This window comes from Corynebacterium sp., assembly GCF_030535495.1.
Classification (GTDB): Bacteria; Actinomycetota; Actinomycetes; order Mycobacteriales; family Mycobacteriaceae; genus Corynebacterium.
In genome coordinates this window covers 1-23,933 of sequence record NZ_JAUNRW010000028.1, presented here as the reverse complement: position 1 = coordinate 23,933, position 23,933 = coordinate 1, and the positions used below count along the sequence as shown (strand labels likewise).

At 69.0% G+C, this 23,933-nt stretch carries 26 protein-coding genes and 1 riboswitch; of the genes, 5 read left to right on the top strand and 21 right to left on the bottom strand.

The annotated features are described in order from the left end of the window. Positions 1 to 653, bottom strand: a 653-nt coding sequence (locus Q4F73_RS05485; protein ID WP_303358349.1) for a glycosyltransferase, incomplete at its 3' end; no start/stop codon positions are given. A 90-nt stretch (positions 654 to 743) separates the two neighbouring features. On the opposite strand from Q4F73_RS05485, the gene Q4F73_RS05480 reads away from it, so the two are divergent. Next, complete coding sequence (locus Q4F73_RS05480) at positions 744 to 1,649, top strand: 1,4-dihydroxy-2-naphthoate polyprenyltransferase (RefSeq protein ID WP_303358348.1); 906 nt, start codon at positions 744 to 746, stop codon at positions 1,647 to 1,649. Beyond that, a complete protein-coding gene (locus tag Q4F73_RS05475) occupies positions 1,650 to 2,594 on the top strand; it encodes an AEC family transporter (protein ID WP_303358347.1) in 945 nt (314 codons plus the stop codon). Here the strand turns inward: Q4F73_RS05475 and Q4F73_RS05470 are convergent. After that, a complete protein-coding gene (locus Q4F73_RS05470) occupies positions 2,591 to 2,848 on the bottom strand; it encodes a DUF4229 domain-containing protein (RefSeq protein ID WP_303358351.1) in 258 nt (85 codons plus the stop codon). The genes Q4F73_RS05475 and Q4F73_RS05470 overlap by 4 nt on opposite strands. Positions 2,849 to 2,961: 113 nt before the next feature. On the opposite strand from Q4F73_RS05470, the gene Q4F73_RS05465 reads away from it, so the two are divergent. Both Q4F73_RS05465 and Q4F73_RS05460 read left to right on the top strand, forming a co-directional pair. Then, positions 2,962 to 3,255, top strand: a complete 294-nt coding sequence (locus tag Q4F73_RS05465; RefSeq protein WP_303358346.1) for a hypothetical protein — start codon at positions 2,962 to 2,964, stop codon at positions 3,253 to 3,255. An 18-nt stretch (positions 3,256 to 3,273) separates the two neighbouring features. Continuing rightward, positions 3,274 to 3,900 (top strand): hypothetical protein, encoded by a 627-nt coding sequence (locus tag Q4F73_RS05460; protein ID WP_303358345.1) that lies wholly within the window; start codon positions 3,274 to 3,276, stop codon positions 3,898 to 3,900. A 10-nt stretch (positions 3,901 to 3,910) separates the two neighbouring features. Here Q4F73_RS05460 and Q4F73_RS05455 read toward each other — a convergent pair whose 3' ends face one another. The 19 genes from Q4F73_RS05455 to Q4F73_RS05365 form a co-directional block, all read right to left on the bottom strand. Then, entirely contained in the window at positions 3,911 to 4,171 is a 261-nt protein-coding gene (locus Q4F73_RS05455) for a helix-turn-helix domain-containing protein (protein ID WP_303358344.1), read from the bottom strand. 54 nt (positions 4,172 to 4,225) lie between these two features. Next, positions 4,226 to 5,239, bottom strand: coding sequence for a c-type cytochrome biogenesis protein CcsB (gene ccsB / locus Q4F73_RS05450; RefSeq protein ID WP_303358343.1), 1,014 nt, complete (start codon positions 5,237 to 5,239; stop codon positions 4,226 to 4,228). Positions 5,240 to 5,313: 74 nt separating this feature from the next. Further along, on the bottom strand, positions 5,314 to 6,930 hold the full coding sequence (locus Q4F73_RS05445; protein WP_303358350.1) for a cytochrome c biogenesis protein ResB: 1,617 nt from the start codon (positions 6,928 to 6,930) through the stop codon (positions 5,314 to 5,316). Between the two features lie 48 nt (positions 6,931 to 6,978). Continuing rightward, complete coding sequence (locus tag Q4F73_RS05440) at positions 6,979 to 7,773, bottom strand: cytochrome c biogenesis CcdA family protein (protein ID WP_303358342.1); 795 nt, start codon at positions 7,771 to 7,773, stop codon at positions 6,979 to 6,981. Continuing rightward, positions 7,770 to 8,369: a TlpA disulfide reductase family protein gene (locus Q4F73_RS05435; RefSeq protein WP_303358341.1), complete on the bottom strand. Its 600-nt coding sequence runs from the start codon at positions 8,367 to 8,369 to the stop codon at positions 7,770 to 7,772. Before Q4F73_RS05435 ends, Q4F73_RS05440 begins: the two co-directional genes overlap by 4 nt. A gap of 1 nt (position 8,370) precedes the next feature. Continuing rightward, positions 8,371 to 8,973, bottom strand: coding sequence for a histidine phosphatase family protein (locus tag Q4F73_RS05430; RefSeq protein WP_303358340.1), 603 nt, complete (start codon positions 8,971 to 8,973; stop codon positions 8,371 to 8,373). A gap of 12 nt (positions 8,974 to 8,985) precedes the next feature. After that, positions 8,986 to 10,302 carry a glutamate-1-semialdehyde 2,1-aminomutase gene (gene hemL, locus Q4F73_RS05425; RefSeq protein ID WP_303358339.1) on the bottom strand — a complete coding sequence of 439 codons (1,317 nt, stop codon included), beginning with the start codon at positions 10,300 to 10,302 and terminating at the stop codon, positions 8,986 to 8,988. A gap of 49 nt (positions 10,303 to 10,351) precedes the next feature. Then, entirely contained in the window at positions 10,352 to 10,666 is a 315-nt protein-coding gene (locus tag Q4F73_RS05420) for a multidrug efflux SMR transporter (protein WP_303358338.1), read from the bottom strand. Positions 10,667 to 10,679: 13 nt separating this feature from the next. Then, a riboswitch (guanidine-III (ykkC-III) riboswitch) is annotated at positions 10,680 to 10,744 on the bottom strand. A 9-nt stretch (positions 10,745 to 10,753) separates the two neighbouring features. Next, a complete protein-coding gene (locus tag Q4F73_RS05415) occupies positions 10,754 to 12,163 on the bottom strand; it encodes a protoporphyrinogen oxidase (protein WP_303358337.1) in 1,410 nt (469 codons plus the stop codon). A 2-nt stretch (positions 12,164 to 12,165) separates the two neighbouring features. Then, positions 12,166 to 13,233: a uroporphyrinogen decarboxylase gene (gene hemE, locus Q4F73_RS05410; protein WP_303358336.1), complete on the bottom strand. Its 1,068-nt coding sequence runs from the start codon at positions 13,231 to 13,233 to the stop codon at positions 12,166 to 12,168. A 38-nt stretch (positions 13,234 to 13,271) separates the two neighbouring features. Continuing rightward, the gene (locus tag Q4F73_RS05405; protein ID WP_303358335.1) at positions 13,272 to 15,890 is read right to left on the bottom strand and encodes a cation-translocating P-type ATPase; all 2,619 of its coding nucleotides are present in this window, start codon (positions 15,888 to 15,890) and stop codon (positions 13,272 to 13,274) included. A 9-nt stretch (positions 15,891 to 15,899) separates the two neighbouring features. Next, positions 15,900 to 16,397, bottom strand: coding sequence for a hypothetical protein (locus Q4F73_RS05400; RefSeq protein ID WP_303358334.1), 498 nt, complete (start codon positions 16,395 to 16,397; stop codon positions 15,900 to 15,902). Between the two features lie 6 nt (positions 16,398 to 16,403). Beyond that, positions 16,404 to 16,943 (bottom strand): hypothetical protein, encoded by a 540-nt coding sequence (locus Q4F73_RS05395; protein WP_303358333.1) that lies wholly within the window; start codon positions 16,941 to 16,943, stop codon positions 16,404 to 16,406. Further along, on the bottom strand, positions 16,943 to 17,947 hold the full coding sequence (gene hemB, locus Q4F73_RS05390) for a porphobilinogen synthase (protein WP_303358332.1): 1,005 nt from the start codon (positions 17,945 to 17,947) through the stop codon (positions 16,943 to 16,945). The genes Q4F73_RS05395 and hemB overlap by 1 nt, the downstream gene beginning before the upstream one ends. A 71-nt stretch (positions 17,948 to 18,018) precedes the next feature. Beyond that, positions 18,019 to 19,689 (bottom strand): uroporphyrinogen-III synthase, encoded by a 1,671-nt coding sequence (locus tag Q4F73_RS05385; protein WP_303358331.1) that lies wholly within the window; start codon positions 19,687 to 19,689, stop codon positions 18,019 to 18,021. Positions 19,690 to 19,821: 132 nt separating this feature from the next. Continuing rightward, positions 19,822 to 20,193, bottom strand: a complete 372-nt coding sequence (locus Q4F73_RS05380; protein WP_303358330.1) for a hypothetical protein — start codon at positions 20,191 to 20,193, stop codon at positions 19,822 to 19,824. A gap of 16 nt (positions 20,194 to 20,209) precedes the next feature. Beyond that, positions 20,210 to 21,097 carry a hydroxymethylbilane synthase gene (gene hemC / locus Q4F73_RS05375; RefSeq protein WP_303358329.1) on the bottom strand — a complete coding sequence of 296 codons (888 nt, stop codon included), beginning with the start codon at positions 21,095 to 21,097 and terminating at the stop codon, positions 20,210 to 20,212. A gap of 8 nt (positions 21,098 to 21,105) precedes the next feature. Continuing rightward, a complete protein-coding gene (locus Q4F73_RS05370) occupies positions 21,106 to 22,437 on the bottom strand; it encodes a glutamyl-tRNA reductase (RefSeq protein ID WP_303358328.1) in 1,332 nt (443 codons plus the stop codon). 111 nt (positions 22,438 to 22,548) lie between these two features. Next, entirely contained in the window at positions 22,549 to 22,785 is a 237-nt protein-coding gene (locus Q4F73_RS05365; protein WP_303358327.1) for a glutaredoxin family protein, read from the bottom strand. Positions 22,786 to 22,863: 78 nt separating this feature from the next. On the opposite strand from Q4F73_RS05365, the gene Q4F73_RS05360 reads away from it, so the two are divergent. Further along, positions 22,864 to 23,919, top strand: a complete 1,056-nt coding sequence (locus tag Q4F73_RS05360) for an HAD-IB family hydrolase (protein ID WP_303358326.1) — start codon at positions 22,864 to 22,866, stop codon at positions 23,917 to 23,919. The last annotated feature ends 14 nt before the right edge of the window (positions 23,920 to 23,933 follow it).

Sequence of the window (23,933 nt, the reverse complement as noted above, 5' to 3'; positions counted from 1 at the left end):
TCGGCGCGGGGCGAGAGCTCCAGGAACACATCGCCCTGCTCCACGACGTAGTCGATGAAGCTCGCCGGGTAGAGCACCCCGGAGACCCCGGTGGCGAAGTGCAGGAAACTGGCGCGACAGGTGTCGGCGGCGGTCCACTTGACGTAGGGCAGCAGGCGCTCATCGCGCAGCTCGATGCGGTGGGCGCGGTAGGCGATGACCACGTCACTGCGCAGATCCCCGATGAACAGCAGGCGCTCGAGGAACCACTCGGGGTAGATCATGTCGTCATCGACGGTGGCCACCCGCCGGCCGGTACCCGCCAGCTCCCGGAACTGACCCCAGTACTTGGTGTGCGGGCCGTAGAGCCCGTCCGAACACCGCACCTGGAGGCCACGTTTGACCAGACGCCTGAGAGTCGCCGGCCATTCCGCCTCATAATCCGGCCGATCCAGCCACAGCACCACGGGAGCCGGGTGATGGCCCCGCACGATCGACTCCAGCGTGTAATGCACCCGCTGGAGCCGATCCCCGTGGGAGGTCAGGGAGATGACCACGTCCCCCTCCTGCGGGAACCGCGTGCGGGAGAAACGGTTGTTCCACGCCAGCGGAATCATCCGCACGAGGGTGAAGAAGAAGCTGACCACCTGGCCGAGCACATACGTAATCCACATAACCCGCATCACCCTACTGTCCAACCCTGCGACCTGCTTGTCAGGACCCTCGACGTTGCCAATCTGTTCCGATGAAGCACAATAGGCCCCATGCCCGTTGATCATCACACCTACCCGGCCACGGCCCGGGACTGGTGGCAGGCCGCCCGGCCGCACACCTGGCCCAACGCCTTCTCCCCCGTCATCGTCGGCTCTGCCGCCGCCGCGTATGCCGGGGGGTTCTCCTGGTGGCGCGCCCTGCTGGCGCTGGTCGTGGCGTGGGCGCTGATCATCGGCGTCAACTACGCCAACGACTACTCCGACGGCATCCGCGGCACCGACGAGGACCGCACCGGCCCGACGCGCCTGACCGGCGGCCGCCTGGCCAAGCCTGCACACGTCAAGCTCGCTGCCTTCCTCTCCTTCGGGGTGGCCGCGGTGGCCGGTATCGCCCTGTCCCTGGCCAGCGCCTGGTGGTTCATCCTGGTCGGTGCCGTGGCGATCCTGGGGGCGTGGTTCTACACCGGCGGCAAGAACCCCTACGGCTACCGCGGGCTCGGTGAGGTGGCGGTGTTCATCTTCTTCGGACTCGTCGCCGTGCTCGGCACCGAGTACACCCAGGCCGGTGCGGTGAGCTGGATCGGGCTCGGGGGTGCGGTGGCCATCGGTGCCATCTCGGCGTCCGTGAACCTGGCCAACAACCTGCGCGACATCCCCTCCGACACCGCCGCCGGCAAGGTCACGCTGGCCGTGCGACTGGGCGATGCCCGGACCCGGCACGTCTACACCGCCCTGGCGTTGACGCCGTTCGTCGTCTCCCTCGTCCTGGCCACCCAGTTGCCCGCCCTGCTTCTCGGGCTGCTGGCCCTGCCGCTGGCGTTCGGCGGCATCCTGCTGGCCCGGCGCGGGGCCACCGGCCCGGCGCTCATCCCGCTCATCAAGTCCACCGGCCAGGCCATGCTGCTGTGGGCCGTGCTCACGGCCGCCGTGCTCTTCCTCAACGCGGCGGGGGTCTAGATGACCGGCGTCATCACCGGATTCGCCATCATCCTGGCGGTCATCGCCGTCGGTGTGATCCTCTCGCGCACCGGCGTGATCCGGGAGGACCGGGAGCGCCTGGTACTCAACCGCGTCGCCTTCTACGCCGCCTCCCCGGCGCTGCTGTTTACCGCGGTGGCGAAGTCCGATGCCGGCACGCTGTTCTCACCGGTCATCGTGGTGATCTTCCTGGCCACACTCGGCACGGCGCTGGTCTACATCGTGGCCTCCGCCCTGTTCTTCCGTCAGGACCTTCCCACCACGACGATGGGCGCGGCGTCTGCCTGCTACTTCAACTCCGTCAACATCGGCCTGCCGGTGAGCATCTACGTCCTCGGTGAGGCCACCTACGTCGTCCCGGTCCTGGTGCTGCAGATGGTGGTGTTCACGCCCTTCATCCTCGCCGGCCTCGTCGCCGGGGACGACGGTGACTCCGGCAGCCGCTCCCGCCTGGCGAAGATCTGGGGGCCGGTGCGCACCGCGATCTTCTCCCCCGTCGTCATCGGCTCCGTGCTGGGACTCATCGTCGCGCTGGTGGGCCTGCAGATCCCGGATCCGGTCATGCGCCCCCTGGAGATCCTCGGCGGCGCCTCGATCCCGATGATCCTCATCAGTTTCGGTGCCTCCCTGCGCAACACCGCGCCGCTGACCACCCCTGAGGACCGACCCGGCACCATCACCGCCACGGCGCTGAAACTGGTGGGTATGCCCGCCATCGCGTGGGGGATAGCCCTGGCTCTGGGGCTGGAGGGCAACGAGCTCTACGCCTCCGTCATCCTCGCGGCCCTGCCCGCGGCTCAGAACGTCTACAACTTCGCCGCCTCGTATCAACGCGGCATGATCATCGCGCGCGACACCGTCTTCATCACCACCTTCGGTTCCCTGCCGGTGATGTTGGCCATCGCGCTGCTGTTCGGGCGTTAGCGGGACTCCAGTTCCTTCTTCACCCAGTCCTTGCGCGCCTTGCGCTGCGCGCTCCACGCCGCCACCGAACGGTTCGCCTCCACGCGCATCCGCTTGAACACCAGCATCGACAGCGGGAACGCCACGAGCAGCGCCAGCAGGGCGGACATGACGAGGGGGACGGGGGCGTCGATAAGCACGGCGAACAGCTGAATGACGACGGTGAGCACGACGAACAACCCGAGGCGGGCGCCGCCGTACTTCAGCAGCGCCATGTTGGCCTGGCGGCGGACCTGCGGATCAAGCTCCGGGGGTGCGTCGGAAGGGTGCTGGGGATTGTCTGGTGCAGTCACACCTGCAGTCTACTGCTGCCCGTAGAGTGGACTGCATGGGACGCCTGTTACTGATTCTGCTGATCGTCGTCGCCATTGTGCTCGTGTGGAAGGCCTTCGGGCCGAAGACCTGGAAGCGCAACCAGGCGGCCCCGCAACCGCGCGCCATCAAGGGCCCGGATGATGACGAGGAGTTCCTGTGGAAGATCGAGAAGGATCGTTTCAAGGAGCGCCGGGCCCGCGAGGCCGCGCAGCGTGAGGAAGAGGAGCGTCGCAAACGGGCGGAGGAACGCTACCGCGACCCTGACCCGGACGATGACCAGCCCACCGGTGAGCCGCCCCGGCAGTAATCCCATAAGGTGGGCGGCATGACCGACCCCGCCGAGATCTCCGCCGTCGCCGCTGCCGCGCGCTCCATCCCGCCCGCGAACTTCGAAGGCTTCGACGGGGTGTGGCCGGGGGAGATCGCCACGGCACTCATCGACGCCGTCTACTCCGGTGGCGGCGACACTCACCCACAGGTGGGTGAGATCCGGCAGCGCCACCCCGAGGTCCGTGACGATCTGTCGGCACTCGTGGCGCTCGGCGCAGATTCGCTGCAGGATGTGCTGGGGAGACCGGCGAAGGCCGCCGCGATCATCGAGGTGGCGGGGGTGCTTATCGACGCCGACATCCGCCACGCCGCCGACCTCGACGGCGTTCCCACCGCCCGGCTGCGCGACCTCTACGTCCCCGTGACGGGCCTGGGGAAGACCTCCTTCGAGTACTTCTGCCTCAACCTCGGACGCCCCGGTCGCACGGCCGATCGCCTGCTCACCACCTTCCTCGGCGACGCGCTCAACAGGAAGGTCTCCCGGGCGGAGACCCATGATCTGGTGACGGCCGCCTACGGGCGGCTCAGCGCCTCACCGGGGCACCGCTACGGGCAGACCATCGAGGATTTCGAGAATGGTCTGCGTCGGATGAGCCTGGAGATCCTCCGGCAGCCCTACTGAAGGAACGCCCCTACTCCCCCGCCACCTCGAAGTTCATCGTCAGACCCAACGCATGGGCGACGGCGGCGACCTTCTCCCAGCGGACCCCCGTGCCGCCGTGTTCGATGGTGTGGAGCGTGGAGCGGGAGACCCCGGCCTTCTCCGCGATGTCGGCCTGCAGCGCCCCGATGTCACGGCGGCGCTGGGCCAGCTGGGCTCCGAGCTCGAGCAGCACCGGGTCATCGCCCGCGGGCTTGCCCGTCTTCTTTCTGGGGGCAGAGGTTCCTGTCACCTGCTCACACTCCTCACTAAGAAGCTGTTGGAGCCATAGTCTACCGCTAAACGTCTAGTTCAGCCCGGCATAGGAGTGCAGGCCGGAGACGACCATGTTGATGAAGAAAAGATTGAAGATGGTCGTGGCCAGGGCGGCGATGTTGATCCAGGCGGCCTTCCAGTTGCGCCAGCCGGCGGTGGCGCGGGCGTGGAGGTAGGCGGCGTAGAGCACCCAGGAGATGAGCGAGACGGTCTCCTTGGGGTCCCAGCCCCAGAACCGACCCCATGCTGCCTCGGCCCACAGGGCCCCGAGCACGATACCCAGGCCGAAGACCGGGAGGGTGAGGATGGCGGTGCGGTAGGCCATGGCGTCGAGCTTCTTGGCGCTCGGCAGCGGCTTGGCGATGGCCCCGAAGATGCCGTGCTCCTGGCCCTGCGGCTGCCAGATGCGCAGCAGGTAGAGCAGGGAGGCGATGCCGGAGAGCATGCCGATCGCCGCGCCGGAGGAGACGATGGAGACGTGGATGGGCAGCCAGTTGGACTGCAGCGCCGGGACGACGGGGGCGGAGTCGGCGTAGAGCTTCGTGCCACCGAAAAACAGCAGGGCGAGGATGGGGACGAGCAGCCAGGGCCAGACGATGCGCCATTCCTTGCGCTGGATGGCGATGGCCGCGGCGACCATGACGAACACGGTGGTCACCAGCACGTACTCGTAGAGGTTGCCGAAGGGGAAACGGTCCGTGGCCAGGCCGCGCAGGACAGCGGCGGCGGCGTGGACGATGATGCCCAGCCAGATGAGCGACTGGGTCATGCCGCCGAACTTGTTGGCGCGGGCCTCGAGGCGCTCGACCTCGGAGATCTCCGGCACGTCGTCGCCGACCGGGGTGGATCCGGTGCCGCCGGAACCCCCGTCGCCGACGGCGACCAGTTCCTTCTGCTCGGCGCGGGCGAGGGTGCGGCGGGCGTCGATGACCCCCTGCATGCGGCCGTAGTAGATGAGCGAGAGCACCAGTGCCAGCACGTAGATGATGAAGGCGGACTGGAACGCCACATCCGAGAAGTTGGAGAGAGTCTGATTGACAGGCATGAAAGGACACCCTCGTGAGTTAGCCGACGATTTTCTTCAGTGACGCTACCCCACCCCACCAGCGGAGTCCAACTTTAGTTGGACGAAACGCCAGCGTGGCGGGCATCTTCCGGAACCAGGAGATCCTCGTCGACGTCATCGGGGTCGGGCAGGCCGAGCAACGCGCGGTGGATGCGGTCGAACTCCTCACCCCAGCCGGCGCGGTCGGTGCGCGCCAGCCCACCGAGCTCGACGTGGGTGCCACCGCCCTCGAGCGGGGTGAGCCGGATCCAGATGCGGCGGCGCTTGATCAGCAGGGAACCGACGAGGGCGGCCAGCATGATCATGGTGGTCACCAGGACCCACGGCTGGAAGGGATCGCGGGAGATCTGGAAGTTGGCGAACTCGCTGGCGCCGTCGAAGGTGATCTCGGTGCCGTCGTCGAGGGTGACGGAATCACCGCGACTGAGGTTGACGCGCTCGATCTTCTGCAGCTGACCGGAATGCAGCAGGGTGGTGTCGAGGTCGAAGATCGACTGGGCGCGGCCGGAGTCGAGGCCGGCGTCGCCGCGGTAGATGTCGATGGCCACGGCCGGATCGGTCATCGCCGGGAAGCGGGAGGTGAGCAGCTCGTTGTTTTCCCCGTCCCACTGGGCGGTCGGGGCGAACAGCCCCTGGATGGCCAGCTGGTTCTGGCGGCGGTCGAAGAGTTCGGGGTACATGCCGGCGGGCGGGTCGAAACGCATGACGCCGGAGGAGAGGAAGAAGGTGAGGTCGTCCGGGCGCCACTGGATGGTCTGGGTGCGGGTCTCGCCGTTGGGCCAGGTGACGGTGAACGTCGGGGCGAAACCGTGGCCCTGCAGGTAGACGCGGTCGCCCTCGATGCGCAGCGGGTGGTTGACCTTGAGCTGGTAGTCCTCCCACTCGGACTTCGGCTTCAGGATGTCGTCGCCGACGGCGTAGGAGACGTTCGAGGTGAACATCTCGGCCTGGCCGTTGGGCAGGTAGTCGGCGGTGAAGTCGTGGGCGTCGAAGCAGAAGGTGGTCAGGCCGGTGCCGTCGAAGACCGGGCCGGCGCGGAAGGAGTCGAAGTTCGCGGTGGAGGTGTTGCAGAACTCGGTGGACTGCTCGATCGGCGGGGTCTCGTAGTTGCCGGATTCGGTGACGACGATGACCTGGCCCTCGTAGTAGACCATCCGGCCCAGCGCCACGGTGATGATCATGCCCACCAGGCCCAGGTGGAAGATGAGGTTCGCCATCTCGCGGGCGTAGCCGCGTTCGGCGGCCAGCGAGAACCGGCCCGCGCGGTCCTCGTCGGCGCTGTACTCCGCGACCTTCCAGCGCTTGAGCAGGCCGCGCGCCTGGTCGGCGACGTCCTCCAGCGGCTTATCGACGCCCCCTTCCCCGTGCAACGGCAGCCGACCCAGGTTCTTCGGCGCCCGGGTGGGCGGGGTCTTCCAGGCGACGTAGTGGTCCCAGGAGCGCGGGAGGATACAGCCGATGAGGGACAGGGTGAGCAGCGTGAGGATCGCCAGGAACCAGGTGGACTCGAAGACGTCGAAAAGCTGCAGTCGGTCGTAGACCTCGGCGAGGCGGCCGTTGTTCTCGATGTACTCGATGACGTTGGTCTCGTTGAGGGAGCGCTGCGGCAGCAGGGCCCCCGGGATGGCGGCGACCGCCAGCAGGAACAGCAACGCCAGGGCGGTGCGCATGCTGGTCAGCCAGTGCCAGGCCTTCTTGAGGTACGTCACGGATTCTTCCTAGATGATGGTGGCGCCGTACTCGACGGTCCACTGGCGGACAAAGTTGATGAAGTGCGCCCACACTCCGGTGAGCAGGGCGATGCCGACGAGAATCATCAGCACTCCGCCGAGGATCTGCACCTTCCGGGAGTGTCGACGCAGCCACCCGATGGTGCGCATGGCGCGGGCCGATCCTAAGGCGATGAGGAGGAACGGCAGGCCCAGGCCCAGGCAGTAGGCGATGATGAGCAGAACGCCGCGGGCGGCGGTCATCCCCTGGGTGCCGGCGGAGACGGAGATGATCGCCGCCAGCGTCGGCCCCAGGCACGGGGTCCAGCCGAGGGCGAAGACGCCGCCGAGCAGCGGCGCGCCGACCCAGGTGCTCAGGCGTTTCGGTGCCATGCGGGTGTCGCGCTGCAGGGCGGGGATCATGCCCATGAACACCACGCCCATGAGGATGGTGACCACCCCGCCGAGGCGCATGAGGGTCTCCGCGTTGAGCGTGAGCATGCTGATCGCCCCGAACACGGTGACCGTGGCCAGGACGAACACCACGGTGAATCCGAGGATGAACAGCAACGCGGCTCCGGCGACGGCCCACTGCCGCTTCTTCGTCACCACGGCACCGTGTTCGGCGTCGTGGCGCACCTCACCGCCGACGATGCCCGCCAGGTAGGACATGTAGCCGGGGACCAGCGGCACCACGCACGGGGAGGCGAAGCTGACCAGACCGGCGGCCGCCGCGGCCAGCAGCCCCAGGATCAGGGGGCCGGTGGCGGCGGCGTCCGCGAAAAGTTGCCCGAGTTCGGTCACGCAGTTTCCTCGATGAGGGGCAGGGCGACGTCGAGAAGCTCCTGGTCGGTGACCTCCTTGAGGAACACCGCGGCCGGGCGGTGCTCACGGTCGAGGATGATCGTCGTCGGGATGACCGAGGACGGCACGCCACCGAGGTGGACGGCGGAGCGGAACGGCGGATCGTAGATCGACGGGTAGGTCAGGCCGTTGTCGGTGACGAAGTCTTGCGCGATGGTGCGCGCGTAGTCCTTGACGTTGATGCCCAGGACGGTGCCGCCGTGGGGCTCGATCGCCTCCTGGACGCGCTGGAGATCATCGGCCTCCGAGCGACACGGGGCGCACCACTGACCCCAGGCGTTGAGGATGACGACCTCGCCCGCGTAGTCGGACAGTGAGATCTGCTGGCCCTCGTCCATGAGGGAATCGCCGGAGAAGTCCGGCAGCGGGGCGCGTTCGGATTCGTCGTAGAAGATCTCGCGCTGTCCGCCCGGGGAGTGGAACTGGAAGGTACCGCCGACGGCGACGGCGTTGCGCGCGGCGTCCTCCTCCTGGCCGCAGGCGACCAGCGTCAGGGAGGCGGTGGCGAGCAGGGCTGCGACGGTGCGCAGGCGCATGTCAGATGTCCTTCGCGGGAGTGGTGTAGAAGATGTCGGTGATGTCCTCGCCCTCGAAGACGAGCGAGGTGACCGACGCCAGTTCGCACTGGCGGCTGGCGTGCGCCAGGGGCAGGCCCATGACGTGGCGCTGCACCATGACGATAGGCAGCTGGTGGCTCACGAGGATCGCCTCGTGGCCCTCGGCCTGCCGGCGCACGTCGTGCACCGCCTCCATCATGCGCTCGGCGATGTCGGCGTAGGCCTCTCCCCAGCTCGGCTCGAGCGGGTTGACCATGAGCGGCCAGCGGACCGGGTTCCACAGCTGGGAACGCCAGCCCTTGGTGCGCAGGCCCTCGAAGCGGTTGCCGGCCTCGACGATGCCGTCGACGGTGGCCACCTCCAGGCCGGTGACCTCGGCGAAGGGCTCCGCCGTCTCCTGGGCCCGCTGCAGCGGGGAGGCGCCGAGGAAGGTGACGTCGTGGTCCTCGAAGGTGCGGGCCACACGGGCAGCCTGGGAACGCCCGCGGGAGGACAGGTGGTAGCCGGGGATGGTGCCGTAGAGGATACGCCCCGGGTTGTGGACCTCACCGTGGCGGATGAGGTGGACGATCGTGTGCGACATGTCTGTTCCTTATTACGCGGTGGCTGCGGCAGCGGCGCGGGCGGCCGGGACGAGGGCGTCCTGGATACGGGTGAAATCTTCGTCGGTCAGCGCCGTCGACACAAACCAGGTCTCGAAGACACTCGGCGGGGCGTAGACGCCGTTGTCCAGCAGGGCGTGGAAGAAGGCCGGGTAGCGGAAGGTGTCCGCGGCCTTCATGTCGGCGAAGTTGTGGCCCTCGCCCTCGGCGAAACGGACGGAGAACATCGTGGCGGCGCGCTGGATGTGGTGGGCCACTCCCTCACGGGTCAGGGCCTCGGAGATCAGGCCTGCCAGGCGATCGGCGTGCGCGTTGAGCGTCGGGTAGATGTCCTCGGAGGCCAGACGCAGGGAGGCCTGGCCGGCGGCCATGGCCACCGGGTTACCGGACAGGGTGCCCGCCTGATAGACGGGGCCGGTCGGGGCGAGGTGCTCCATGATGTCGGCGCGGCCACCGAAGGCGGCGGCCGGCAGGCCACCGGAGACGACCTTGCCGAAGGTGGTGAGGTCACCGGCCACGCCGTCGATGCCGTACCAGCCGGAGTACGAGGTGCGGAAGCCGGTCATCACCTCGTCGAGGATGAGCAGTGCGCCGTCGGCGTGGGCGATCTCCTTGAGGGCGGCGTTGAAGCCCTCCTGCGGGGCGACGGTGCCCATGTTGCCGGCGGCCGCCTCGGTGATGATCGCGGCGATCTCCCCCGGGTGCTCGGCGAAGGCCTGCCTGACGGCCGCGAGGTCGTTGTAGGGCACGACGATGGTGTCGGCCGCCGAGGCCCCGGTGACGCCGGGCGAATCCGGCAGGGCGAAGGTGGCCACCCCGGAACCGGCGGCGGCCAGCAGCGCGTCGACGTGGCCGTGGTAGCAGCCGTCGAACTTGATGATCTTGGAGCGGCCGGTGTAACCACGGGCCAGTCGCACGGCCGACATGGTGGCCTCGGTGCCGGAGTTGACCAGGCGGACCTCCTCGACGGAGGTGCGGTCGATGATCATCTGCGCCAGGTCGATCTCGGCTTCGGTCGGGGCACCGAAGGACAGTCCCTTCTCGGTGGCCTTGACGACGGCCGCGGTGATGTCCGGGTGGGCGTTGCCGTTGATCATCGGCCCCCAGGAACAGACGAGGTCGACGTACTCGTTGCCGTCGACGTCGATAAGCGTCGACCCCTGCGCCGAGTCGATGAACCGTGCCTGACCTCCCACGGAACCGAAGGCACGCACCGGGGAATTCACCCCGCCGGGAATGACGGCGCGGGCCCGATCGTGCAGCTGCGCGGACTTCTGGGTGCGGGCGGAGGTTCCGGAGGTCACAGTCATGGCCACCATCATACGACCGGGGTCAACCGGGGTTAAACTTTCCCCCCGCTCAGCTGACGACCTTGAGACCGATGATGCCTCCGATGATCATCGCCAGGAAGAGCGCCTTCGCCAGAGAGAAGACCTCCTGGCCGGTGGCGAACGACCAGACGATGGCCAGGGAGGCGCCGATCCCGACCCACACGGCATACGCGGTACCGACCGGAAGCTGCTTCAGCGCGATGGCCAGACCGCCCATCGAGACGATGAGCGCGGCGACAAACACCACCGACGGCCACAGACGGGTGAACCCCGCGGAGCGGTCGAGGGCGATGGCCCACACCGCCTCGAAGGCGCCGGAGACAATGAGGATGGCCCAGGACATGGGAGCTGCCTTTCCTGGCCGTCTTGTCGCGACACCGGGTACGGCTCCCTCGTCCGGGCCCGTGACACACGGGCTGGTTACGGGCGGTCAGCCTACCTGAACGAGGCGGGTGGCGGCGGCGCGGGCATCGTCGATGACCGCCGGTACCCCCACTCCCCCGGCCCAGGCACCGGCCACCTCGAGTCCCTCCACCTCGGCCACGCCCGCCCGGACGGTGGCGACGGTGTCCAGGTGGGTGGCATCAAAACGCGGCAGTCCGCCGAACCAGCGCTGGACGTAGATCTCGGCGAGCCCGGCTGCGCGGCCGTCGAAGCCGGTGATGTGGGCGAGGTCGTCGAGGGCGGCGTCGACCAGCAGGTCCTCCTCGGCGCGCACCAGGGCGTCGTCGCCGAAGCGGCCGAAGCTGGCGCGGACCAGGGCGCCACCCCGGGCGCCGACGTGCGGCCACTTCTTCGATGAGAAGGTGAAGGCCTTGGCCTGCACCCCCGGCTCATCGATGGCCACCAGGATGCCGGAGTTGTCCGGCAGGCCAGCGTCGGAATCGAACTTCATGCCGACGACCACCGAGGACGCCAGCTGCACCGACTTCAGTGCCGCGGAAGCCTCCGGGGCGACGGTCCGCAGCAGGACGGCGGTGGTCGGCGCCGGGGTGGTCACCAGCAGACGGTCGTAGGGGGCGTCGGTGGACACACCCGGGCCGGAAAGGTGGAAGCCCTCCGGATCACGGGTGATGCCGGCCACGAAGGCGTCGAGGTGGATATCGGCGCCCGAGGATTCCGCCAGCGCCTCGTAGACCTGCGCATAACCGTGCCGGAAGGTGGCGAACACCGGCGTCGGGGTGGAACCTGGGTCACGCGGGGTGCGCCGCGACTCACACAACGCCACGGCGGCCGAGAGGGTGACCGGGCGGCCCGACTCAGCCAGCTCGTCGAGGGCCTCCGCCAGCTGCGGGATCGTCGCCCGGACACCGAGGTCGTCTGCCGCGCACGAGTACACGCCCCCGAGCAGCGCGGAGACGATACGGTCGGTGACCTCCGCACCGTAGCGCTCGGTGACCAGCGCGCCGACGCTGACATCTGAACCCACGACCCAGTCGATGGGCGCGGCGTCGGATTCGGCGTCGATACGCGCGGCCGTCTCGGCGGAGACCAGGCCGGCGACCGGGGCGGACGAGGACGGGATGCCCATGACACCGCCGGTGGGCAGTCCGTGGAGCTCGCCTGCGGAGTAGACGAGGGAACGCGCGCCGGAGGGGCTGACGAGGTCCTCGGCGAGTCCGAGTTCGGTGAAGAAGTCGGTGGCGTCGGAACGCAACGCCAGGTACGCCTCGGCGCCCATGTCCGTGGGGCCGGAGTCGAAGGGCACGGTGTGCAGTTTGCCGCCGATGCGGTCCTCCGCCTCGAAGACGTGGATGACCGCGTCCGGGTCGGCCTGGCGGATCTCATGGGCGCTGGTCAGGCCGGCGAGGCCGGCGCCGATGATGGCGTAGCGGGTCACGCTCACATCTCCTCGGTCTCGGAGTGGATGATGGCGACGGCCTCGGTGATGTCCTCCGCGCGGGTGTTCGGCAGGACACCGTGGCCCAGGTTGAAGATGTGTCCGGTGGCGTGCCCGGCCTCGATGGCGCGGGCGGCCTCGCCCTTGATGCGGGCGACCTCGGCGATGACGGCGTCTCGCCCGGCGAAGAGGATCGCCGGGTCGAGGTTGCCCTGGAGGACTTTCGGTCCGGAGACGGCGGCGATGCGCTCGGCCGCGACGTCGAGAGGCACGCGCCAGTCCACACCCATGACCTCGGAACCGGCCTCGGACATGGCTCCGAGGATCTCACCGGTGCCCACGCCGAAGTGGATGCGCGGGATCTCGCCCTCGATCTCCTGGAGGATCTCCACCGAGTACGGCAGGACGTGCTCCCGGTAGTCGCGCTCGGTGAGGAACCCGGCCCAGGAGTCGAAGAGCTGCATGGCGTCGATGCCGGCGTCGATCTGCTGGCGCAGGAAGGCGGTGACCGTCGGGGTGAGGCGGCGCATGAGGGCGTGCCAGGTGTCCGGCTCGCCGTGGATCATGGCCTTGGTCTTCTCGTGGTTCTTGCTCGGGCCGCCCTCGACGAGGTAGCTGGCCAGGGTGAAGGGGGCGCCGACGAAACCGATGAGGGACTGGGTGTCGCTCAATTCGTCGAGGATGATGCGGATGCCGTCCTTGACCTCGGTGACCTCGTCCTCGAGGATCGGCAGGGCGTCGATGTCGGCCCGGGTGGTGATCGGCTTGTCCATCACCGGACCGCGGCCGGGGACGATCTCCACACCGACCCCGGCGGCGCGCAGCGGGACGACGATGTCGGAGAAGAGGATGGCGGCGTCGACATCGTGGCGACGCACCGGCTGCATCGTGATCTCCGCCAGCAGCTCGGGCATGAAGCAGGAGTCGAGCATCGAGATGCCCTCGCGCACCTTGAGGTACTCCGGCAGCGAGCGGCCGGCCTGGCGCATGAACCACACCGGGGTGCGGGACGGGGTGCGGCCGGCGGCGGCCGCGAGGAGCGGGGCATGGGGGATGTCACGACGAGTCATGCCCACCATTGTGGTCCAAAAGTTGTACCCGGGGGTAATTACGTGGCCACCGCGCGTCGGAACGACCGGGCACTGTTGGACCGGGCCTCGATGAGCAGCGAGGAACCGAGCATGAGCACCGTCGCCGCCATGGGATGCAGCACACCCGCCACGGACGCCAGCAGGGCCAGCCCGTTGTACGTCCAGGCGAAGATGATGTTGGTGTCGATGATCCGGCACACCCGGCGCGACTGCGCGATGAGCTGCGGGATCGCCGACACATCCCGCCTTAGGACGATGATGTCCACGTCCGGGTGACCGGAGTGGGTGAGGTGGTCGACGTCGTCGTTGGTGTCGCTGTCGCCGGTGAGGATGCCGACATCAGCCACCCGCAGAGAAGACAGCACGGAGACGTCACCGACCATGCCCACCGTCGCCCCCTGGGTGTGCACCGAGCGCACGGTGTGGGGTTTGCGTCCCGGGGCGATGCCGGCCAGCACCTGGGAGATGCCGATCCGGTCCGCGTAGCGACGCGCCACCGGGTACGTGTCCCGCGAGAGCATGACGGTTTCCACGCCCTGCTGCTCCAGCTGCTCGACGGCCTCCTCCGCGTCCGGTTTGACGTTGTCGTGCAGGCTGATGACACCCCGGTCCTTGCCCTTCCAACGCACGACGATGGGGGTGCCGCCGGAGACGACCGCGGCCGCCAGGCGCCCGTGCAGGTCCGACATGGTGCGCGGGCGCCACAGGACGGCCTCGACCTGGGTGACGGTGACGGTGCCGTCACGGGCCGACAGCGGCAGGTCGACCAGCCCCCGGAAGCTGCCCTGCCCGTCGTCCTCGGCGTGGGAGACCTCGATCCAGTGCGGGACGTCCTCTCCGCCGGCGCCGGTGTCCCGGGCCTCGCGGGCGGCCTTGACCAGGGCGCGGGAGACGGGATGATCGGATTCGAGCGACAGGGCACCGGCGACGCGCAGCACCAGTTCCGGGTTCTCCCCGTGATCGGCGGTGACCGACTCGACGTGCATGTCATTTTCCGCCAGGGTGCCCACCCGGTTGAAGATCACCGTGTCGATCATCTCGGCCCGACGAACGGTGGCGCCGTCGCGGAAGAGGATGCCGTTGCGGGCGGCGGCCTCGATGCCGTGCCGGATGGCCAGGGCCGGGGACAGTGCCAGGGCGACCGGTGCCACCGAGGCCAAAACGGCCAGCGAGGTGGCGAAGGCGGCGTTGAAGTTGCCCGCGATGAGCACCCACAGGAGGAAGTCGATGACCGCCAGCCCCAGGGCCGCCGGGATGAGCATGGCGGCGGTGCGCGTCGACAGCAGCGTGGACTGGTGCTGCTGGATGTTGGCGTCGGTCACCCACCGGTGGATGGCGGCCGCGCGGGTGCGGTGCCCGGTGTGCACCACCCGCACCTTGATCCGGCCGTCGAGATTCCGCGCCCCGGCGTAGACGTAGGAGTTGACCTTCACCTGCTCCTTCTCACGTTCCCCGGTATTGATGAGACCGCGGTGGACGGTGCACGATCCGCCCACCACGGTGCCGTCGACCGGGATGATCTCCCCGGCCTCGACGATGACGTCATCGCCGACATTGACCTCCTGCAGCGGGATGCGCTGTTCCTCGCCCGTCGGCGCCCCGGGGGCCCGGGTCTTCGGCGCGAGGTGGACGATGTGCTGCGGATCGGGGCGACGGGCCTCCATCTCGTCGAGCAGACTCACCCGCGTGCGCATGGTCAGCAGCCGCCCGGCCAGCAGCAGGACGGTCATGCCGCAGGCGACGTCGAGGAAGAGCTCCCCGTCGACGATGCGCTGCTGCTGGAAGGCGAACCAGTGCGGGGTGGACTGCCACCCGCTCTGCCCCGCCGGTGTGAACAGCAGCATGACGATCGACCACACCGTGGCGGCCAGGATGGCCACGGAACTCGCGGCATCCAGTGCCGTCAGCCCGCGGCGCACGCCGCCGACCATCGCCCGGTGGAAGGGCCACGCCCCCCAGGTGACCACCGGCAGCGCCAGGACGAGGGTGAGCCACTGCCACCCGTCGAACTGCAGGTCGTGGAGGTAGGACATGAGCAGGATCGGCACGGTGAGGGTGAGGCACACCATGAGCCGGGCCGGGGTGAGCAGGTCACGCGCGGTGAACAGCAGGTCCTTCGGCTGGGCGTTCTCGGCCAGGCGGGCGCGATCGCTCTGGTCGCGCAGGAACCCGGATCGGCGCGCGCGTTCCAGGTTGCGTTCCTCGTCCTCGAGGTGACGGCGGTACTTCCAGGGCAGTCGTCGGGCACGAATGCCCGGGCGGGTGCGCTCGACCGGGTCGGGACGCATGATGCGCCGCCGCAGGGAGGAGTCCGTCAGTGTCGCCCGGAGCCCGAACACCCCGATGATCTCGGCCAGGTCATCCGGGTCGAGGGTGTCGGGGGCGGTGACCCAGGCGGTGGCGGGGCCTCCGGCCGGTATGACCAGGCGGGCGCGGACCCCGGCTATCTCCTCCAGGGCTTCCTCGATGGTGGCGGCATCCGGGGCGTCGACCTCCCCCACCAGTTCGAAGGCATAGGAGACCTTGGGCCGGTCCGCGTCGACCTGCAGCGGCCCGGTGTCGACGTCGATACCGACCGCCCGGGCGGCGGCCCGGGCCTCCTCCAGGGCGGAGGTCACCTGATCATGGCGGTCCATGACCACAGGTTAGTCCCCGCCGCTGCTCTGGTGCCTGATGTAGTCGTTGGAATCAGGGCGGAACACCAGGACGGCGGCCACACCGAGGAGCACGCAGACGGCGACCATGGCCAGTCCGCCGACCTGGATGGCGAAGGCGGCGATGTTGAAGAAGATCGACAGCGCGATGACACCGGCCAGCACCCGGCGGGAGATCCGGCCGCCCGCCTTCAACTGGGCGCCGAGCGCGGCGATGACCAGGCCCGCGATGATGTTGTAGATGCCGATGAAACGGACGTTGCGGTGGTAGGCCTCGATGACCTCCGGCGCGGCGTCGGGATCGCCGCCGAAATCCTGGGCGAGGCCGACCATGCCGGTGACCACCATGAGAACGGCCGCGGCCACGGTGAGGTAGTAGCCCCACTTGAGGGTTGCCGGCCACGTGTCGAAATCCTGTCCCGGGGTGCGTCGCCGCCCGCGGTTGGGGTCATTCGGGTCGGCGTACATCCCGGGGAACATGCTGGGCACGGGAGCTCACTTCCTTCGCGGGTCGATCCGTTTGCCGGCGGAGTCCATCTCCCCGGTCCACTTCAGTGTCTCCTCCCGGAAGGAGAAGATCAGGCCCATCACCGCGGCCACGCCGACGAGGATCTGCACGGCGCCGTCGATGAGATACATTGCCACGGGAACGTCCACGCCGCCCGGGGTGGCCATGAACAGCATGAGGATTCGGAAGCCGAAGTAGAAGCCGAAGACGAGCAGCATGCGTCGTGCCAGCGGGGCGAACTTCGAACGACGGTGGATGAGGATCAGCATGAAGGCGAGCAGGCCCATGATGGCGATGCCGACGCCGCCGGTGAGCAGGATCGAGGCCGTGACCGTGGCACGGAGGGCGCCGTCGGTGATCTCGGCGGCCTGTTCCGCGCTCATGGTGTCCTTCGCCGCGGCGACCAGCGCGGACGGGTCCATGAGCCCGATGGTGATGCTGAGGATCTGGTGGAGCATCTCGCCACCCACCGCCACCGCGAACAGCAGCAGCATGAGGCGGACGACCTCGGGTTTCTTCTCCGTCATCAGCGAGCCAGCACCCGGGCGGCGTCGGTGGCGAAGTAGGTGAGGATCTGGTTCGCCCCGGCGCGCTTGATGGAGGTCAGCGACTCCATCATCACCCCCTCCAGGTCGAGCCAGCCGTTGCGCGCGGCGGCGTGCAGCATCGCGTACTCGCCGGAGACCTGGTAGGCGGCGACGGGCACAGGTGAATGCTGGGCGACGGCCGCCAGCACGTCGAGATAGGGCATGGCGGGCTTGACCATGATGAAGTCCGCGCCTTCCTCGATGTCGAGCTCGGCCTCGAGCAGGGATTCGCGCAGGTTCGCCGGATCCTGCTGGTAGGTGCGTCGATCCCCCTGGAGGGAGGAGCCGACGGCCTCGCGGAAGGGGCCGTAGAAGGCGGAGGCGTACTTCGCGGAGTACGCCATGATGGACACGTCCTCGTGCCCGGCGGCGTCGAGGGCCTCGCGGATGGCCCGGATCTGGCCGTCCATCATCCCCGAGGGGCTGACGATGTGGGCGCCGGCGTCCGCCTGGGCGACGGCCATGTCCTGGTAGAGCGACAGGGTCGCATCATTATCGACGACCCCGCGTCCCCACCGGTCCTCCCGCACCACGCCGCAGTGCCCGTGGTCGGTGAATTCATCGAGGCAGGTGTCGGCCATGAGCAGCAGGTCATCGCCGAACTCCTCCCGCATGGCCACCAGGGCGCGGTTGAGCACGCCCTCCGGCTGGCAGGCGGCGCTCCCCTCGGCGTCCTTGTCCTCCTCACGGGGCACCCCGAACAGGTCGATGCACCGCACCCCGGCCTCGAGGGCCTCGTGGGCGGCGCGCTTGAGGGAGTCGGGGGTGTGCTGGTGCACGCCCGGCATGGAGCTGATCTCCCGGGGGGCGTCGAGGCCGTCGGCGATGAACATCGGCAGGATGAGATCCGCCGGGCGCAGGGTGGTTTCGGCGACGAGCTCGCGCATCGCCGGGGTGGCGCGCAGGCGGCGGGGGCGGCGGAACGGGATGGACGGGTCAGTCACAGCGGGTGCTGGTCCTTTCCGGAAATGATGGTTCTGTCGGTCTTCCCCGCCATCATAGGCGGTGGGCGGCCTCAGCCCTCGTCGCCTGCTTTACGACGCGTGCGTCGCTTCTTGCGCGGCGGCGGCAGCTGCCCGGCCGCGCGCAGTCCGGCGACGTGCTCGGCGAGGGCGTCGACAAGCTCGGGCACCTCGGCGATCTCCGGCACGACGTCGACGCGCAGTCCCATCTCCTTGGCGGTGGCCTCGGTCAGGGGCCCGATGCAGGCGATGATGGTGCGCGGGTGCGGCTTACCGGCGATGCCGACCAGGTTCTTCACCGTCGACGACGAGGTGAAGCACACGGCGTCGAAGCCGCCGGACTTGATCATCTCGCGGATTTCGGCCGAGGGCGGGGCGGCCCGGACGGTGCGGTAGGCGACGACGTCGTCGACCTCCCAGCCGAGGTCGACGAGGCCGTCGACAAGCACGTCGGTGGCGATGTCGGCGCGCGGCAGCAGGACCCGCCCGACGGGGTCGAGATCCTCGACGTAGTCCGGGAACACCTCGACGAGGCCGGCGGCGTTCTGCTTGGTCACCGCGGGCAGCAGCTCCGGGGTCATGCCGAGGTCACTGACGGCCTGGGCCGTCTTCGTGCCGACGGCGGCCAGGCGCACCCCGGCGAAGGAGCGGGCGTCGAGGCCGAACTCGACGATCTTCTCCCACACGGCGGTCACGGCGTTGACGGAGGTGAACACCACCCACTGGTAGCGCCCCTCGACGATGCCCTTGATGGCGCGTTCCATCTGCGCGGGGTTGCGCGGCGGCTCGACGGAGATCGTCGGCACGGTCTGCGGGATGGCGCCGTAGCCGGACAGGCGGGCGCTCATCGACGCCGCCTGTTCCTTGGTGCGCGGGACCAGCACCCGCCAGCCGTAGAGGGGACGATTCTCCCACCAGGAGTACTTGGAGCGGTCGTCGACGCCCTTGCCCAGGGTGACCACCAGCTGGCCGGGCAGTTCCGCGTCGAGTCGCCCGAGGGTGCCCAGGGTGACGTCGTGGGTGCGCTGCAGGCGGGTGGTGCCGTTGACGGTGACGGAGACGGGGGTGTCCGCCGCCATGCCGCGCTCGGCGAGTTCGGTGGCGATGGTCACCAGATCCGCCTCGGTGGCCTGCAGCACCAGCGGCTGCGGGGCGGAGGCGAGCTGCTCCCAGTCGACGTTGTTCTCCGTGACATCGGTCTCGGTGTACGTCGACCCCAGGGCGATACCGGCGAACGACGGCACCGTCGAGGGCAGGGACATGCCGGGCACGACCTGGAACTCCAGGCCCGCGGCGGCGACGGCGGCGATCTCCGCCATCGTCTGGTCCCGGGTGAGCGGGTTGCCGGTCACCAGGCGGATGACGTCCCCACCCTCGGCCAGGGCGTCGCTGAGCTGCGCGACCACGTCCCCCTCCTCCGCCTCGCGGATGTCCGCGGCGGTGGGGGCCGGGGGGCGCGGCGGGCGGCGGCGGGCACCGGCGGCCTTGGCCTCGGCGCACAGGCGCTCGTACTCGGCCTCGGCGGCGTCGATACGCTCCTGGGGGACGGGCAGACCGGAGGCGACGACCTCGCGTACCCCGTCGAGAACACCCGGGTCGGTCACTGCGATCGAGGTAGCGGCGAGCACCTCGCGGGCGCGCACGGTCAGCAGATCGGGGTTACCGGGGCCTGCACCGACGAAGACGACCTTTCCCGGCTGGGAGGTCTGAGGGGCCATGCTCATACGGATCTTTTCTAGTGTGGGGGACGCTCACATCACTACCCGTGACCGTGTTTAAGGGGGTCATACGATCACGGGGAGATGATGGTGTGGTATTCACACCTTAAATTAGAAGGCGCGGAATACGAAAACACGTCAGCGGACGAGCCGCTCGAGCTCCTGCGCGTACTCCCCCGCCCGCGGGGTGGAGATGATGATGCGGTTGACGGTGGCCGACGTGAGATCGATGAGGATCCCCGGGCCGTTGCCGTGACACACCGCGAAGGTCTGCGCCCCGGTGCCGTCGCTGGCGGTGAAGGTTCCGGTGCTGGTCACGCCCCTGATACGGGTGCCGGGGGCACGCTTGTGGGCCGGCACCGCGCGAGCCAGGCTGCAGGCGTCCTCCACGACACGCACGTCGGTGATCACCCGGGTGGGGATGGTCAGGTGCGAACGCCGCGCGGCGATCTTCTCCCACCAGTCGAGGGTGACGGTGACCTGCCGGTCGGTGATGTTGAGAACAGCCATGGTCGGTTCAGTCTACCTACCTGTCGATGAGTTCGGCAGCCCCCCGACCCAGCAGATCCGCCGCGGCGGCCTCACCCAGGGCGACCGGATCGGCGCCGGTGCCCTCGTACATGAGCTGGCGGGAGCCGTCGAGGGCGAACACCCCGGCGGTGAGCCGGATGGTGCCGTCCGCGTCGAGGGTCGCATGGGAGGCGACCGGGGCGGTGCACCCGGCCTCGAGGCGGTTGAGCACGATGCGCTCGGTGTGCGCGCAGGTGGTGGCGGCGGCGTCGGCGAGCTTATCGACGGCCGCGATCGCCTCCGCATCATCCGCCCGGCACTCGATCGCCAGGGCGCCCTGCGCGGGGGCCGGGAGAATGAGGTCCGGGCCGAAGACCTGGGTGGCGCGGTGGCCGAGGTCGACGCGGGTGAGCCCAGCGTAGGCGAGGACGACGGCGTCGAGCTCGCCGTCGGTGACATAGCCCATGCGGGTCTCGATGTTGCCGCGCAGGGGGCGGATGTCGAGGTCGGGGCGGTGGGCTTTGAGCTGGGAGATGCGGCGCGGGGCGGAGGTGCCCACGCGGGCGCCCTCGGGGAGGGTGTCCAGGGTGAGGTTGTCGCGGGCGATGAGGGCCTCGCGGGCGTCGGCACGCACGGGGACGACGAGGTGGAAGCGCTCGTCGGGGGCGGTGGGCAGATCCTTGAAGGAGTGGACGGCGATGTCGCATTCGCCGGCTTCGAGTGCCTCGCGGAGCTTCTGCGTGAACACGCCGACACCGATGCGCTCGACCGGCGCCATGTTGACGTCGCCGGCGGTGGTGACCAGGTGCAGCTCGGCGTCGTGTCCCTTGTCGATGAGGGCGTCACGCATGTGGCCGGCCTGGGTGGTCGCGAGGTTGGAACGGCGGGTGCCGATCAAGAACATGGGTCTCCTTAGGTGGTGGTGAGCTTGCCCGCGGGCAGATCGACGACGTCGACGACCACCGGCGGGGCCTCGGTGACCAGGCCGAACAGCTCCTGCAGGGCGGATTCATAGGACACGACCCCGGATTCGGCGGCCAGGCGCTTGACGCGCACCGTCGGCTCGTGGAGAAGCTTGTCGACGACCCGGCGCACCGTCCGGGACACCTCCTCGAACTCCGGATCGTCGATCCCGGGGGTGCGGCCGCGGAGGCGGTCGAGTTCCCCGTCGATGAGCTCGGCGGCGTGGCGGCGCAGTGCCGACACCGCCGGAACGACGTCGCGGACGCGCTGCTCGGAGCTGTACTCCTGCAGCTGCTCGGCGACGATCGCCAGCGCCTCCTGGTGGCCGGCGGCGTGATCGCCGCGCCCGGAGATGGTCTGGTGGAGGCGTTCGATGTTGACCAGGTGCACCCCGTCGAAGTCGACGACGGCGTCGTCGATGTCGCGGGGCATGGACAGATCGATGAGCATGAGGTCCCGGCGGCGTTCGGCGGGGATGTCCGCCGGGGCGATGGTGAATTCATCGGCACCGGTGGCCGAGACCGCCAGGTCGACGTGGGCCAGCGTGTCGGCGCGGGCGTCGAAGTCAATGACCTCCGCCGGAACCCCGGCCTCGCGGGAATGCTCGGCCAGACGCTCCGCGCGGCTGCGGGTGCGGTTGCCGATGATGAGCTTGTCCACGCCCAACCGTCCCAGGTGTGTGGCGGCCAGCGAGGCCATCGCCCCGGCACCCAGCACGAGCGCGGTCCGGCCCTGCAGGCTGTCGGTGTGGAGGTGTTCGAGGGCCTCGTCGACGGCGACGGTGACCATGTTGGCCCCGGCATCGTCGATGTCGGTCTCCGAGTGGACGCGCTTGCCGGTGTGCAGCGCGGTCTGCGCCAGCTGATGCAGCGCCGGTCCGACGGTGCCCTTGACGGTGGCCTCCTGGTAGGCGGTGCGTACCTGGCCGATGATCTGCTGCTCGCCGACCACCATGGAGTCCAGGCCGGCGGCGACGACCATCATGTGCTCGGCGGCGGCGTCGGCGTAGCGGACATAGAGGTACCCGCGGAGGGTGTCGATGTCGACCTCCGAGATCTCGTGGAGCACCTCGACCACGTCCTGCACCCCGGAGTGGAAGGAGTTGGTCACCGAGTAGATCTCCAGGCGGTTGCAGGTGGAGACGATCATCGCCTCGCTCAGTGAGGGGCGGCCAACCAGCCGGGAAGTGGTGTCATTGCGGACGGTCTCGTCCATGCTCAGTCGCTCGAGCAGCGCCACCGGCGCCGACCGGTGCGACATTCCCACGACGAGCACACTCACGTTTTCCTTCACCGCTTTCGGTTCCACGGACACTCAACTACACAACCCTCGGGGCGGATCATACAAAAGGATACCCCCGGCACACAGGAAATCCACACCTGCCCCGCCCGGTCACCCCAACGCCGCCTCCAGCTCGGCATTGTCGACCTCCCAGCAGGCGAACTCCTCCCCGTCGATCACCACGACAGGCACCCGGTCCCCGAACTCCACGGCCAGCGCGCGGTCATCATCGACGTTACGGACCTTAAGACCAAGACCCGCGGCCGCCACCACGGGGGCGATCTGCTTCTCGACGCGCGCGCACGACCCACACGTCGTGCGGATCATCAGCTCCACCGTCTCGGCCATGGCCCACAGTCTCCTTCGTCGACGCCTACCATGGACACGATACCGCCCCACCAGATTCAGGAAGGCACGGACCGCGACGTGAGCCCCGACGCCCTCTTCCCCGGCACCCCGGGAGAGTTCCTCGCCAGCTGGAGTGCCACCCGCGGCAACCTCCGCCGCTTCCTCGAGGACCGCGCGCTGCCCCCCATCGACGAGCAGTCCCAGCGCACCGCCGGTGAGGCCGCCGCCGCAGCCGCCGTCCAGGAGACCTTCGGCATCGAGCTCGACGCCTTCTCCTCCGGCGTCGACTCGGTGTCCGGTTCCATCGAGGCCGCCGGTGGTTTCCACATCTCGCTGCCGGACCCGGACATCCCGCAGGACGTCGGTGCCGCCGCCTTCTTCGACGTGGACAACACCCTCATCCAGGGATCCTCCCTCGTCGTCTTCGCCATGGGGCTGGCGCGCAAGAAGTACTTCCGCCTCTCGGAGATCCTCCCCATCGCGTGGAAGCAGATCAAGTTCCGGATCACCGGTTCAGAAAACGCCACCGACGTCGCCGCGGGCCGCACCCAGGCGCTGGAGTTCATCAAGGGCAAGCGTGTCGACGAACTGGTGGACCTGTGTGAGGACATCGTCGACTCCTCCATGATCGACAAAGCCTGGCCCGCCACCCGCGAACTGGCCCGCATGCACCTCAACGCCGGCCACCAGGTGTGGCTGGTGTCTGCCACCCCGGTGCAGCTGGCCCACATTCTGGCGCAGCGCTTCGGGTTCACCGGGGCTCTGGGTACTGTCGCCGAGGTCAAGGACGGGGTGTTCACCGGTCGCCTGGTCGGCGACATCCTCCACGGGCCCGGCAAGAAGCACGCCGTGGCCGCCCTGGCCGCCCTCGAACAGCTCGACCTCGAGCGCTGCACCGCCTATTCCGACTCCATCAACGACATCCCCATGTTGTCGATGGTCGGCACCGCGGTGGCCATCAACCCCGACTCGAAACTGCGCCGGGTGGCCGCCGAGCGCGGCTGGCAGATCCGCGACTACCGCTCCGTGCGCCGCGCGGTGCGCACCTTCGGCCTGCCCGCGCTGGTCACCGCCGCCGCCAGTTTGGGGTCGTGGCGGGTGTTCCGCCGGGGCCGCCCGCCCGGGCTGGAGTAGTCCACAGGCTGGTT